Annotated in this window: 12 protein-coding genes; 5 read left to right on the forward strand and 7 right to left on the reverse strand. The window is 70.6% G+C overall.

Features of this window, described 5'->3' with window-relative positions:
- The first annotated feature begins 55 nt into the window (after positions 1-55).
- On the forward strand, positions 56-679 hold the full coding sequence (locus AB5J56_RS43525) for a hypothetical protein (RefSeq protein ID WP_369241795.1): 624 nt from the start codon (positions 56-58) through the stop codon (positions 677-679).
- Positions 680-745: 66 nt separating this feature from the next.
- Here the strand turns inward: AB5J56_RS43525 and AB5J56_RS43530 are convergent, their stop codons facing one another.
- The 3 genes from AB5J56_RS43530 to AB5J56_RS43540 form a co-directional block, all read right to left on the reverse strand.
- The gene (locus AB5J56_RS43530; protein WP_369243145.1) at positions 746-1,234 is read right to left on the reverse strand and encodes a hemerythrin domain-containing protein; all 489 of its coding nucleotides are present in this window, start codon (positions 1,232-1,234) and stop codon (positions 746-748) included.
- Positions 1,235-1,362: 128 nt separating this feature from the next.
- On the reverse strand, positions 1,363-2,391 hold the full coding sequence (locus tag AB5J56_RS43535) for a Gfo/Idh/MocA family oxidoreductase (RefSeq protein WP_369241797.1): 1,029 nt from the start codon (positions 2,389-2,391) through the stop codon (positions 1,363-1,365).
- 51 nt (positions 2,392-2,442) lie between these two features.
- Entirely contained in the window at positions 2,443-3,228 is a 786-nt protein-coding gene (locus AB5J56_RS43540; protein ID WP_369241799.1) for a TIM barrel protein, read from the reverse strand.
- Between the two features lie 288 nt (positions 3,229-3,516).
- Between AB5J56_RS43540 and AB5J56_RS43545 the strand changes: the two genes are divergently transcribed.
- Positions 3,517-4,566, forward strand: a complete 1,050-nt coding sequence (locus AB5J56_RS43545) for a LacI family DNA-binding transcriptional regulator (RefSeq protein WP_369241801.1) — start codon at positions 3,517-3,519, stop codon at positions 4,564-4,566.
- 29 nt (positions 4,567-4,595) lie between these two features.
- On the opposite strand, the gene AB5J56_RS43550 is transcribed toward AB5J56_RS43545, so the two are convergent.
- Complete coding sequence (locus AB5J56_RS43550; protein WP_369241803.1) at positions 4,596-5,309, reverse strand: TetR/AcrR family transcriptional regulator; 714 nt, start codon at positions 5,307-5,309, stop codon at positions 4,596-4,598.
- Between the two features lie 115 nt (positions 5,310-5,424).
- Here AB5J56_RS43550 and AB5J56_RS43555 point away from each other — a divergent pair, with 115 nt between their 5' ends.
- Positions 5,425-6,132 carry an NAD(P)-dependent oxidoreductase gene (locus AB5J56_RS43555; RefSeq protein WP_369241805.1) on the forward strand — a complete coding sequence of 236 codons (708 nt, stop codon included), beginning with the start codon at positions 5,425-5,427 and terminating at the stop codon, positions 6,130-6,132.
- Positions 6,133-6,144: 12 nt separating this feature from the next.
- Here the strand turns inward: AB5J56_RS43555 and adhE are convergent, their stop codons facing one another.
- Positions 6,145-8,817, reverse strand: a complete 2,673-nt coding sequence (gene adhE, locus AB5J56_RS43560) for a bifunctional acetaldehyde-CoA/alcohol dehydrogenase (RefSeq protein ID WP_369241807.1) — start codon at positions 8,815-8,817, stop codon at positions 6,145-6,147.
- A gap of 226 nt (positions 8,818-9,043) precedes the next feature.
- Positions 9,044-9,769, reverse strand: coding sequence for a CBS domain-containing protein (locus AB5J56_RS43565; protein ID WP_369241809.1), 726 nt, complete (start codon positions 9,767-9,769; stop codon positions 9,044-9,046).
- A 283-nt stretch (positions 9,770-10,052) separates the two neighbouring features.
- On the opposite strand from AB5J56_RS43565, the gene gap reads away from it, so the two are divergent.
- Positions 10,053-11,081, forward strand: coding sequence for a type I glyceraldehyde-3-phosphate dehydrogenase (gene gap / locus AB5J56_RS43570; protein ID WP_369241811.1), 1,029 nt, complete (start codon positions 10,053-10,055; stop codon positions 11,079-11,081).
- Positions 11,082-11,117: 36 nt separating this feature from the next.
- On the opposite strand, the gene AB5J56_RS43575 is transcribed toward gap, so the two are convergent.
- Complete coding sequence (locus tag AB5J56_RS43575) at positions 11,118-11,468, reverse strand: hypothetical protein (protein ID WP_369241813.1); 351 nt, start codon at positions 11,466-11,468, stop codon at positions 11,118-11,120.
- 164 nt (positions 11,469-11,632) lie between these two features.
- Between AB5J56_RS43575 and AB5J56_RS43580 the strand changes: the two genes are divergently transcribed.
- Complete coding sequence (locus tag AB5J56_RS43580; protein WP_369241815.1) at positions 11,633-12,295, forward strand: NUDIX domain-containing protein; 663 nt, start codon at positions 11,633-11,635, stop codon at positions 12,293-12,295.
- Positions 12,296-12,302 lie beyond the last annotated feature (7 nt).

Here is a 12,302-nt window from a genome sequence, read left to right on the forward strand (position 1 = left end):
CGAAATCACCGCTACCCGGATTCCGCGCAAGAGTCCCCCGGAAGGGATGACCACCATGTCAGTCCACGAGCACTCCCACCGGCACACGGGGTTCCACTTCCCGTCGCTGCGCAGGACCGGCACCTCGACCACGACCGGCGACGCCGTGACCACGACGGCCGTGGCCGTCCGTTCCTACGCGCTCGCCGGGCTCCGCCTCCTGACGGGGTTCGTCTTCCTGTGGGCGTTCCTCGACAAGACCTTCGGCTTCGGCTACGCCACCCCGTCCGGCAGGGGCTGGATCGACGGAGGATCCCCGACCAAGGGCTTCCTCAGCGGAGTTGCCGCCGGCCCGATGGAGTCCACGTTCCACGACTGGGCGGGCGCGGGCTGGGCCGACTGGCTGTTCATGCTCGGCCTGCTCGGCGTCGGCCTCGCCCTCGTCTGCGGCATCGCGCTGCGCCTGGCCGCCGTCGCCGGCACCGCCATGATGGCGCTGATGTGGGTCGCGGAATGGCCTCCGGCCAAGCACTTGTCCGACGGTTCGGTGAGCATGTCCACCAACCCGTTCGTCGACTACCACGTCATCTACGCCGTCGTCCTGATCGCCCTCGCGGCGGCGGGCGCGGGCGTGACATGGGGTCTCGGCAAGGCCTGGGCCAGGATGCCGTTCGTCAGCCGGAACACCTGGCTGCGGTGACCGTGCGGTCCCCTCGGGGCGCCACCGCGACATCGCGGTGGCGCCCCGGTCGCTGACCGCTCGACGTCACGCCGGAGGCTTGTCCGCTGCCGCCGGGCCCGGACGGGCCGGTGCCGTCTTCTTCGCCTGCCGGACCTTCTCGCCCAGGTCGTCGAGGGCCCCCGCGGGAGCCGCGACGGACAACTTGGGGAAGAGGTTCTCCTCCTCTTCGGCGATGTGCCACCGGATCTCGTTCATCAGCAGGCCCACGAGCCGGTCGAACTCGGCATCGTCCGCCTCGTGGCTCTCCAGATCCTTCATGATCCGTTCGGCCTTGGACTGGTCGTCGATCTCCTTGTCCGCGACCGCGTCCCCGTTGTCCAGGTACTGACGCACAGCCGGGTAGAGGTACGCCTTCTCGGCCACCCAGTGACGTACGAACTCCATGGTGACCCGGTCCGCGTAGACCTTGCGGCTCTTCTCACCGGGCGGCAGCGCCTCGATCTTGCCGAAGAGCTCCTCGACTTCCTCGTGGTCGGCCGTCAACTCCTTGATGACGTTCCCGCCGTGCCCCATGATCAGCACCTCCAGGCCCGCTACGGCCACTTCCGTGACGTACACGTCACTACTTCCGAGTACCCCCCTCGACTGCGGACTAACGCGGATGGATCACTGCCGTCCGCTCGGGAGGGGCCTCGACCGCCCTACTCCTTGAGGTCCTCGATCCGCACGGGAGCCCCGGTGCCGACCGACCGGATGGCCGCGAGGGCGATGGAGAGTGCGGCGCGGGCGTCCTCGCCGGTGACCGACGGAGCGCGGCCGTTACGGACGCAGTCGGCGAAGTCGGCGAGTTCGGCGACGTACGCGTCGTGGAGGAGGTCCTGGTCGTAGCCGACGCACTCGGCCGCGATGCCGTCGGCGCCGTAGGACGTCAGATGACTGCGGCGAATGTCGCCCATCGTCAGCATCCCCGCCGAGCCGAAGACCTCGCCGCGGACGTCGTAGCCGTACACCGCCTGGAAGTTGGCCTCGGCGGTGGCCAGGGCGCCGTTGTCGAAGCGGATGGTGACCACGGCGGTGTCGAGGAGACCCCGGTCCTTGAAGTCGGGCCGCACGAGGGCGTCGGCCCAGGCGAAGACCTCGACCGGTTCGGCGCCGGGGTTGAGGTAACGCAGGGTGTCGAAGTCGTGGATGAGGGTTTCGAGGAAGATCGTCCACGGCGGGATGGGCGCCGGGTCGACCAGCTTCGGGTCGCGGGTGAGCGAGCGCAGCAGTTGTGGGGTGCCGATGCCACCTGCCGCGATCTTCTCGTGGGCGGCACGGAAACCGGTGTCGTAGCGGCGGTTGAAGCCCACCTGGAGCGGCACGCCCGCTTCGGCGGCGGCCGCGATGGCGCGATCGGCCTCGGCGAGCGTGACCGCCATCGGCTTCTCGCAGTAGACGCCCTTGCCCGCCCGCGCCGCGGCCTCGACGAGACCGGCGTGGGTACGCGCCGGAGTGGCGATCACCACCGCGTCCACCTCCGGATCGTCGAGCAGATCGCCGATCTCGGTGTACGCGGTGGGGCAGCCGAGCCGGTCGGCGAGGCGTCGTGCCGCGCCCGGGGCCGGGTCGGCGACGGCGGCGAGGCGGACACCGGGGAGCCGGTGCGCGAGGGTCTCGGCGTGGAAGGAACCCATGCGTCCGGCGCCGATGAGAGCGATGGCGAGGGGCTGGGGCTGGTGGGTGGTCATGCGGGATCTCCGTACGTCCGTGGGGGAGGTTCAGGGGCGACGAGGACCGGTTCAGACGGCGAACGCCGAGCGGAAGCGGTCCAGGGCGCGCTCGCTGTCGTGGTCCGAGGCCCAGGCCTCCATGGCGACCGTGCCGTCGTAGCCGAGGTCCGTCAGGGCGCGGGCGACGGCCGGGTAGTTGATCTCGCCCGTGCCGGGCTCCTGGCGGCCGGGCACGTCCGCCACCTGGATCTCGCCGATCAGGCCCAACCCGTGAGCACGGCGGACCAGTTCGATCAGGTTCCCCTCGCCGATCTGGGCGTGGTAGAGGTCCAGGTTCATCCGCAGGCCGGGGCGGTCCACCGCGGCGACCAGGGCCAGCGTGTCGGCGGCTGTCGCGAAGGGGACGCCGGGGTGGTCGACCGCGGTGTTGAGGTTCTCCAGCGTGAAGGTGACGCCGGCGCCCTCGCCCAGCTCGGCGAGACGGGCGAGCGTGCGGTGGGCGGCGATCCACATGGGACCGGTTGCCGCGCCGATCACCGGCACCACCGGCAGGCCCTCGCCGTCCAGACCGGTGCCGTGCAGATTCAGCCGGGGACAGCCCAGTTGCTCCGCAGCCTTGAGCGACTCCTCGGCGGTGCGCAGCAGTTCGGCGGAGCCCGCCTCGTCGGTGAGACTGCCACGGATATAGCCCGTCATCGAGGAGAACTCGGCCGGGGTCCGGGCGAGCGCGTCCAGGTCGTGCCGGGTCCAGTCCCAGATCTCGACCTGGAAACCGGCGTCGTGGATGCGCCGCGCCCGCTCCTCGATCGGCAGGTCCCGGAAGACCATCTCGGCGCAGACGGCCAGTGTGTACATCGCTGCTCGCCCTCTCTCAGGTGCTCATGACCGGGCCGGCGGGGCCCGCGCCGGCTCTTACGTGACTAGAACGTTCTAGTTGTGCAGCAGCAGTACGCCATTCGGTCGGGGTCTGTGTCAAGGCTTCGCACGGTTGCCGACTAGAACGTTGCAGTAGGGTCGTACCAGCGGGTTCGTGAGACGGGCTCGGGCCATGCCGACAGCCGGCTGACGGCAAGCGCGCCGAGGGCTCGGCTACGATCCCCGCGGGGAAGGACACCCCGACCGACGAGACCAGGGAGGGCAGCCGTGCCGGCAACCCCCACTGTTCCGAGCGGGAAGCGGCCGACCCTCGCCGACGTCGCCGCACGTGCGGGCGTGTCCGTCGCCCTGGTCTCCATCGTGATGCGGGGGGCCAAGGGCGCGGGCGCCGCCACCCGCGAGAGGGTGCTCGAAGCGGCGCAGGAGATCGGCTACCGGCCGGACACCCGGGCCCGGTTGCTGCGCAGCAGCCGCTCCCGGCTGCTCGGCGTGCAGTTCGGGTTGCACCAGCCCTTCCACACCGACCTGGTGGAGAGCATCTACGTCGCCGCCGAGCCCGCCGGATACCAGGTGGCGCTCAGCGCGGTCGCCCCGAGCCGTGACGAGCGCCAGGCCGTGGAGGCCCTGCTCGCCGACCGCTGCGAAGCCCTGATCCTGCTCGGGCCGCAGGTCCCCGGCGCCCGGCTGGCCGACCTCGCGACCGGGCTGCCGGTCGTCTCGGTGGCGCGACGGCTACGACCGGACGCGCCGGGCGTGGACGTCGTACGCACTGCCGACGACGAAGGGGCCCGCCAGGCGGTCGACCACCTGGTGGCACTCGGCCACCGCGACATCGCGCACATCGACGGCGGCAGGGCACCCGGCGCCGCCGACCGATGCCGCGGCTACCGCACCGCGATGAACCGCCACGGCCTCACCGGCCACCTCCGCGTCCTGCCCGGCGGCCTCTCCGAGGAGGACGGTGCCGCGGCGGCGCACGCCCTCCTGACCGAAGGTGCCCGGCCCACCGCGGTCCTCGCCTTCAACGACCGCTGCGCGACCGGCGTCCTCGACACCTTCCTGCGCGCCGGTGTGGCCGTCCCCGACGAGATCTCCGTGGTCGGCTTCGACGACAGCCGCCTGGCCCGCCTCGCCCACATCGACCTCACCACCGTCGGACAGGACATCCCGCGCCTGGCACAACTCGCCGTCGGCCGGGCCATCGCCCGCCTGGACGGCGAGCAGGGCGAGCAGGGCGAGCAGGGTCCGGAGGGCGAGATCGTCATTGCCCCGCGCCTCGTGGTCCGGGGCACCACGGCTGTCTCCCGCGTCGGCTAGGGGTATTCGGGGCGCGCCGCCCGCGGCCGCTATGGGTGCGGGACGCCCAACGTCCGTACGAGCTGTGCGAGTTCCTCCTGGAAGAGCTTCTCCGGCCTGGCTGTCTGCGTGTGCATATGGCCGTAGACCTCCAGGGACACCAGGCCGTGCAGGTGTCCCCAGATGCGCAGCGCGAGGGCGACGGCCGCGGGCGGCAGTTCCGGGAAGGCCGGGCGCACCTTGTCGAGAAGTCCGGTGTCGAAGTCGGACCACTCGAAGGCGCTGTCCTCGTAGAGGTGTTGGGCGTGGGGCCATGCGGCTGCCGCCAGAGCGGTGAGTCCGATGCAGACCCGGCGTGCGGCGTCCGGGGCGGCGCCTCCTTCGGGTGCGTGGTACCCGGGGACGGGGTCACCGTAGATGAGCCGGAATCCCTGGGGATTGGCCAGGGCCCAGCCGCGGAAGGCGTCGGCCCATGCCTGGATCCGGACGGCCGGATCCTGTGCGGGGGCGGCCTCCCAGGCGGCATCCACGGCGTCGGCCAGTGCGGTGTACACGTCGTTGATGAGGACCGTGACCAAGTCGTCCCGGGTCGCGAAGTAGCCATAGATGGCGTTGGCGGTCATCCCCATCTCGCGGGCGATGGCCCGAAGGGTGATGGCATCGGGTCCGCCGGAGGCCATCAACGCCAGTGCCACGGCCTTGATTTCAGCCGTTGTCTCGGCCCGCAGCCGCTCGCGTCTTCCCCTGCCGCCTGTCGCTGTCACGCGGTCACTCTACAGCGTCCTAATACTGGACTCTGTAAGAAAACTTCACGGCGTATAGTTTTCGCACGGCGTCACCATCGGGTGTCGTCCATGTCCGCATGCACAGGGGAGAGACATGCACATCGGAGTCATCGGAGCCACAGGGACCATCGGCAGCCGCGTCGTCGCGGAAGCCCTCCGCCGCGGGCACCACGTGAGGGCGTTCAGCCGCGATGCCTCGCAGGCGAAGACCGCGGAGCAGCGGGACGGCATCACCTGGGCGAGCCTCGACGTCCTGGACCCGGCGAGCATCGCCGGCGTCCTGCCCGGTCTCGACGTCCTGGTCAGCGGGTTCCAGCCGGGCAACGCCGCCAAGGACATCGCCGACACCGTGCGACGCTCGATCGCCGACCCCACGGTGTACGCCACCGCTGCGCGGGCCCTGCTGAAGGCTCTGGAGAGCCGCCCGCGGACCCGGCTGATCGTGATCGGCGGCGCCGGGAGTCTGGAGGACGCGCCGGGAGTGGTGCGCGCAGACTCCGACGAGCGACTGCACGCCGCCCTCGACCAACTCGGGCTGCCACGCGACTACGCGGCGGCGGTGCGCGGACACCGGGACGCCCTGAACGTCCTGCGCACATCGAACCGGCTGTGGACCTACTTCAGCCCGGCGGAGGAGATCGCCCCGGGTGAGCGCACAGGTCGCTTCAGGGTCGGCGGCGACCAGCCCGTCCTGGACGCCGAGGGCCGCAGCCGCATCTCGGTGGAGGACGCGGCTGTCGCCCTGGTCGACGAGGTGGAGCTGCCACGCTTCATTCAGCGCCGCTTCACCATCGGCTACTGAAAGCCGTCTTTCCTACGACGCCGACTGAGCGGTGGCGGCCCCGTCCCCGCCGTAGTACGCCGCGCGCATGAGCTCCTGCATGTCGTCGAGCATGGGCATGCGGGGGTTGGCGGGGGCGCACTGGTCCTCGTAGGCGTTGAGGGACTGTTGGGGGAGGGAGCCGAGGAAGGTGTGCTCGTCGACGCCGACGGCGTGGAACGACGGCTCGATGCCGACGGCTTCGCGGAGCCGCTCCACGGCGGTGGCGAGGGACTCGACGCCCTCGGCCGGTGTCGCGGCCGCCAGGCCCAGGCTGCGGGCGATGTCCTGGAAGCGCTCGGGGGCCCGGTAGTGCTCGTACTTGGGCCAGCCGGTGAGCTTGCCGGGGACGGTGCCGTTGTAGCGGATGACGTGCGGCAGCAGGACGGCGTTGGTGCGGCCGTGGGCGATGTGGAACGTGGCGCCGAGGGTGTGCGACATGGCGTGGACGATGCCGAGGAAGGCGTTGCCGAAGGCCATTCCGGCGATGGTACCCGCGTTGTGCACCTTCTCCTGGGCGTCGGGCCGGTTCGCACGGTCGGTCACGGCCGCTTCGAGGTTGTCGAACACGAGCCGGATCGCGTGCAGGGCGGGGCCGTCGGTGAAGTCGTTGGCGTACACGGAGACGTACGCCTCGATGGCGTGCGTGAGGGCGTCGAAGCCGCTGTCGGCAGCCAGGGCCGGCGGCAGGTCGCCGACGAGCATCGGGTCGACGATGGCCACGCTGGGCGTGAGGGCGTAGTCGGCCAGCGGGTACTTCTTGCCGGTCGCGGGATCGGAGATGACCGCGAACGGAGTGACCTCGGCGCCGGTACCCGAGGTGGTCGGGATGCACACCAGGCGGGCGCGCTCGCCGAGCACCGGGAAGCGGAAGGCCCGCTTGCGGATGTCGGAGAACTTGTGCCGCATGTCCGCGAAGTCGATGTCGGGCTGCTCGTACAGGAGCCACATCACCTTGGCGGCGTCCATCGGCGAGCCGCCGCCGAGCGCGATGATGACGTCCGGGCGGAACTCGCGCATCAGGGCGGCGCCGCGCTGGACGGAGTCGATGCTCGGCTCCGGCTCCACGTTGTCGATGACCTGGACGGTCACCGCTTCGTGACGCCGCTGCAGGACGCGGCCGATCCGGTCGACGAAGCCGAGGCGGGTCATGGTCGCGTCGGTGACGATGGTGACGCGGTGGACGTCCGGCATGGACGCCAGATAGCGGATGGACCCCGGCTCGAAATAGATCTTCGGCGGAACCTTGAACCACTGCAGGTTGTTGTGACGGCTGCTGACCCGCTTGATGTTCAGCAGGTTCGCGGCGGAGACGTTGTTGGACACCGAGGTGCTGCCCCAGGAACCGCAGCCCAGCGTCAGTGACGGCAGCAGACTGTTGTAGATGCCGCCGATGGCGCCCTGCGACGAGGGCGCGTTGACGATGATCCGTACCGTCTTCATGCGCGTGCCGTACGCCTCCGCGAGCGCGCTGTCGCCGGTGTGGATGACCGCGCTGTGCCCCTGCCCGTGGAAGGCGACCATGTCGGCTGCCAGGTCGAAGCCCTGTTGCCGGGAGCCGGCCCGCAGCACGGTGAGCACGGGGCACAGCTTCTCGCGGGTCAGCGGCTCGTCGGGACCGACCCGGCCCGCCTCGACGAGGATGATCGAGGTGTCGGCGGGCACGGTGAACCCGGCCTGCTCGGCTATCCACACCGGGCTCCGGCCGACGGCCGCGGCGTTCACCTTCGGTTCGCAGCCGCTGTTGGAGGCGTCCACGGGAAACAGGAACGCCTCCAGCTTCGCCTTCTCCTCGGCGCCGGCCAGATAGGCGTGCAGGGTGCGGAACTCGGCCAGCGCCGCGTCGTAGATCTCCGTGTCCAGGATGACGGCCTGCTCGGAGGCGCAGATCATGCCGTTGTCGAACGCCTTGGACAGGACGAGGTCATTGACCGCCCGGCGCAGATCGGCGCTCTTGTGGACGTAGGCGGGGACGTTGCCGGCACCGACGCCGAGCGCCGGCTTTCCCGCCGAGTAGGCCGCCTTGACCATGGCGTTGCCGCCGGTGGCGAGGATCAGCGAGACGCCCGGGTGCTCCATGAGGACGCGTGTCGCCTCGATCGACGGCGTCTCGATCCACTGCACACAGTGTTCGGGGGCGCCCGCGGCGACCGCGGCGTCGCGCACGACGCGAGCTGCCTCCGCACTGCACCGCTGGGCCGAGGGGTGGAAGGCGAAGACGATCGGGTTGCGGGTCTTCAGCGCCATCAGGGCCTTGAAGATCGTGGTGGAGGTGGGGTTGGTGACCGGGGTGACCGCGCACAGCACGCCGACCGGTTCGGCGATCTCGATGATGTCGTCGATGTCGTCGCGCGCGATGACCCCCACGGTCCGCATGCTGCCCATGCTGTGCGTGACGTGTTCGCACGCGAACAGGTTCTTGGCGGCCTTGTCCTCGAAGACACCGCGGCCGGTCTCCTCCACGGCCAGCCGGGCCAGCCCGGTGTGCTGGTCCAGGGCGGCGACCGAGGCCTTCTTGACGATGTGGTCGATCCGCTCCTGCGTGAGGTCCTCGTAGTCGGCCAGCGCCTTCAGCCCGCCGGCGACCAACCGGTCCACGGCGATGGCGGTGTCCGACGGTGCGCCTTCTTGGGCGGCGGAACGGGTCCGGGCGTCGTGTCGGGTCATTGCGGTCATGCCTCCGTGGTCGGGATCGGCGCGGCGAGCGCGGGCGGGGAGCGGCACCCTGAGGGAGGGGTGCCGCTCCCCACCACCACCGTCTCCCGCGCCCGTTGCGCTCACCCAGGTACCGACGGTCCCGAACAGGGCCTGTCCGGCCTCGCCCGAAGGGGGCCGAACGGGACCGGTGAACAGGGACCACCGGACTCGCGGTCGCGTCACCGCGAGGCAGTGGTCACCGTTCCGGGAGCCACGGGTGCTGGACCCTGTGGGACGGGTGCTTCGCGGGCGCGTGGATGTCGTCGACGCGGTAGGTCAGGCTGTTCATCACGCCCACCACCCCGTCCACCCGCCAGGTCAGCTGGATCGCGCGCGGGATGTCGCTGCGGTGTTCCAGCCGCCCCTCCAGCGTGACCATCCCCTCGTGGACCGTCACGAAGACGGTGCGGGGTGGCAAGTCCATGGCACGGGTGACGACTTCGTCGAGGACGTCCTGCCGGATCTCGTCGTCCGTCCGCAGGAAGACCCGCAGCAGGTCGTGCCGCGTGGCGATGCCGATCAGCCGGTCCTCCTCGTCCACCACCACAAGCCGCTCGATGTGATGACGCTCCATCACCCGCGCCGCGTCCGCGATGCGTTGCTCCGGATGCACGGTGACGGCCGGCGTCGACATCAGCTGCCCCGCGGTCGTCGCGCGAGCCTTGACGGCCGCTCCGCGCGTGGTGCGCCGCAGCGCCGGCATGCGCAGCCGGTGCCCGGCGTCCCGCTCGGCACGGGCCGCCTGTCCACGGATCAGGTCGGACTCCGAGATGACCCCCACAACCTTGTCGTCGTGGTCGACCACGGGCAGTCCGCTGATGCGGTGCCCGTCCATGAGCCGGGCCACTTCCTTGAACGACATCTCCCGGCGCGCTTCGACGACGTCACCTGTCATCACCTCGCCGACGGTGCGAGTCCTCACGGCGTCCACCTCCTCCACTGGGGCGAGAGCGCGGAGTCCTGCTCCCACGCCTGCGGGTCGCCTCCCCGAGGGGAGGCGGACCCCGATGCCCCTTCAGCCTCGCTCCCTGAACCCCCGGCGGGGGAGGGGCCGACCTTCCCCCGACCAGGGCCGAAGTGCCTTCCGTTCCCGGCCGCCGGGCCGAACGTCCCTTCGATCGTCCCCGTACGGCCCCTGCCCGACCGGAAGGCGGGCCCGCAGGCTGACAGCGCACACCAGACATCCACCGGGAGGGCGGCAAGCCATGAGCGTGCGCGTGGGAATCAACGGCTTCGGGCGCATCGGACGCAACTACCTGCGCAGCGCGCTGGAGCGCGCGGAGACCAGGACCGGCACGGCCATCGAGGTGATCGCGGTCAACGACGTCACCTCACCTGAGGCGCTGGCCCATCTCCTCACGTACGACTCGACCTACGGGCGGCTACGCCGCACCGTCGAGCACGACGACACCTCTCTCACGGTGGACGGCCATCGCATCGTGGTCACCGCCGAGCGCGACCCCGCGGCGCTGTCCTGGGGCGAACACGGCGTGGACGTGGTGATCGAGTCGACCGGCCGCTTCCGCACCCGCGCGGACGCCGGACGGCATCTGGCGGCGGGCGCCCGCAAGGTGCTCCTGTCCGTGCCGGGCAAGGACGTCGACGCCACGCTCGTCATGGGCGTCAACGAGGGCACGTACGACCCGGACCATCACCACGTGGTGTCCAACGCGTCGTGCACGACCAACTGCGTCGCGCCGATGGTGAAGGTACTCGACGAGCACTTCGGCCTCGTCAAGGGACTGATGACCACCATCCATGGCTACACCAATGACCAGGTGGTCCTCGACGGCCCGCACAAGGACCCGCGCCGTGGCCGTACCGCCGCCGTCAACATCATCCCGACCAGCACCGGAGCCGCCCGTGCGGTCGGCCTCGTGCTGCCCGAGCTGGCGGGCACGCTGGACGGCATCGCCGTGCGCGTTCCGGTCGAGGACGGCTCCCTGACCGACCTGAGCGTGGTGCTCGAACGGCCCGTGACCGCCGACGAGGTCAACGCCGCGTTCCGCGAGGCGGCCGACGGGCCGCTGAAGGGAATCCTGCGGGTGTCCGACGCCCCGATCGTCTCCCGGGACATCGTCGGCGACCCCGCCTCCTGCGTCCTGGACGCACCGCTGACCCAGGCGCACGGCGACCTGGTGAAGGTCTTCGGCTGGTACGACAACGAGTGGGGCTACACCAACCGGCTCCTCGACCTCACCGAATACGTCGCCGCCCGACTCCCCCGGAAGTGAGCGGGGGCCCCGCGCACGAAGGACGGGCCGTCGGCGTCACTCCGCCGCCCCCGACATGCGCAGGGCGAGCTGCTGCAGGAGGTCGGCCGTGGTGATGTCGGTGCGTCCCGCGTCGTGCACCTCGGAGAGCTCGGAGAAGAGGAAGGCGAAGGCGCCCACGAGCGAGATGGTCGCGGGCAGGTAGGCGTCCGCGACCGCCTGACCCGCCTCCGCGGGGCCCGCGTCACCGGGCACCTCGACCCGGGGGAAGACCTCCGTGACGAGCGCGCCGAGCTGGGTCTCGCCCGGGTCGACTGCGGCGCTCTCGTCCAGGGCGATCCTGCGTGCCATCGCGTTGGTCTCGGTGAGCACGGCGATGGCGCGCAGGATGATCTCCGTCTGTTCCATGCGGAGAGCCTAGATGTGCCGGAACCGCTTGTGGACAGGGGAGTCGTCATTCCCGGGTTCGACGCCGAACAGACACGTCCTGACACCGGCGCGGCCGGGATGGTAGAAGCGATCATGACCAACTTCCGAAGTTCCTCCCCCTCTTCCCCTCAGGCGGGCCTGCGATGACCGCGGGCATCGACACCCCCGACAGCCGCGGCCGTACCGGACTCGACCGCACCGGCCTGGACCTCACCGGGAACGCGCGGGTGAAGGTGCGGGACGTGAAGCTGCTGTCCTGCTACTGGTACGTCGAACGCACCACTACCTTCGACTTCCAGCACGCCGACGGCACCTGGAGCACTCAGCAGCGCGAGACGCACGACCGCGGCAACGGGGCCACGCTCCTGCTGTACGACGCCGAGCGCGAAACCGTGCTGCTCACACGGCAGTTCCGCTATCCCGTGTACGTCAACGGACACCCGGACGGCATGCTGATCGAGACGCCGGGCGGGCTCCTCGACGAGGAGGACGAGCATCCCGAGGTCGCCGTACGCCGCGAGGTCGTGGAGGAGACTGGGCACACCATCGGCGCGATCGAGCATGTCTTCGACGTCTACATGAGCCCCGGTTCGGTCACCGAGCGGGTGAGTTTCTACGCCGCCTCGTACGGCCCCTCGACCCGCACGCACGAGGGCGGGGGACTGGACGAGGAGGGCGAGGACATCGAACTGGTCGAACTGCCCTTCCGCCGGGCCCTGGAGATGATCCGCTCCGGTGAGATCGCCGACGCGAAGACCATCATGCTGCTGCAATGGGCAGCCCTGGAGGGGCCGTTCGCCTCGTGAGGGCCCC

This window comes from Streptomyces sp. R21 (genome assembly GCF_041051975.1).
In the GTDB taxonomy this organism is placed as follows: Bacteria; Actinomycetota; Actinomycetes; order Streptomycetales; family Streptomycetaceae; genus Streptomyces.

What these genes read in the sequence shown, in the direction of transcription:
- AB5J56_RS43575 (WP_369241813.1), bottom strand. Translation starts at nt 11,468, where the DNA reads ATGGAACAGACGGAGATCATCCTGCGCGCCATCGCCGTGCTCACCGAG.
- AB5J56_RS43555 (WP_369241805.1), top strand. Translation starts at nt 5,425, where the DNA reads ATGCACATCGGAGTCATCGGAGCCACAGGGACCATCGGCAGCCGCGTC.
- AB5J56_RS43530 (WP_369243145.1), bottom strand. Translation starts at nt 1,234, where the DNA reads ATGGGGCACGGCGGGAACGTCATCAAGGAGTTGACGGCCGACCACGAG.
- AB5J56_RS43535 (WP_369241797.1), bottom strand. Translation starts at nt 2,391, where the DNA reads ATGACCACCCACCAGCCCCAGCCCCTCGCCATCGCTCTCATCGGCGCC.
- gap (WP_369241811.1), top strand. Translation starts at nt 10,053, where the DNA reads ATGAGCGTGCGCGTGGGAATCAACGGCTTCGGGCGCATCGGACGCAAC.
- AB5J56_RS43540 (WP_369241799.1), bottom strand. Translation starts at nt 3,228, where the DNA reads ATGTACACACTGGCCGTCTGCGCCGAGATGGTCTTCCGGGACCTGCCG.
- AB5J56_RS43580 (WP_369241815.1), top strand. Translation starts at nt 11,633, where the DNA reads ATGACCGCGGGCATCGACACCCCCGACAGCCGCGGCCGTACCGGACTC.
- adhE (WP_369241807.1), bottom strand. Translation starts at nt 8,817, where the DNA reads ATGACCCGACACGACGCCCGGACCCGTTCCGCCGCCCAAGAAGGCGCA.
- AB5J56_RS43525 (WP_369241795.1), top strand. Translation starts at nt 56, where the DNA reads ATGTCAGTCCACGAGCACTCCCACCGGCACACGGGGTTCCACTTCCCG.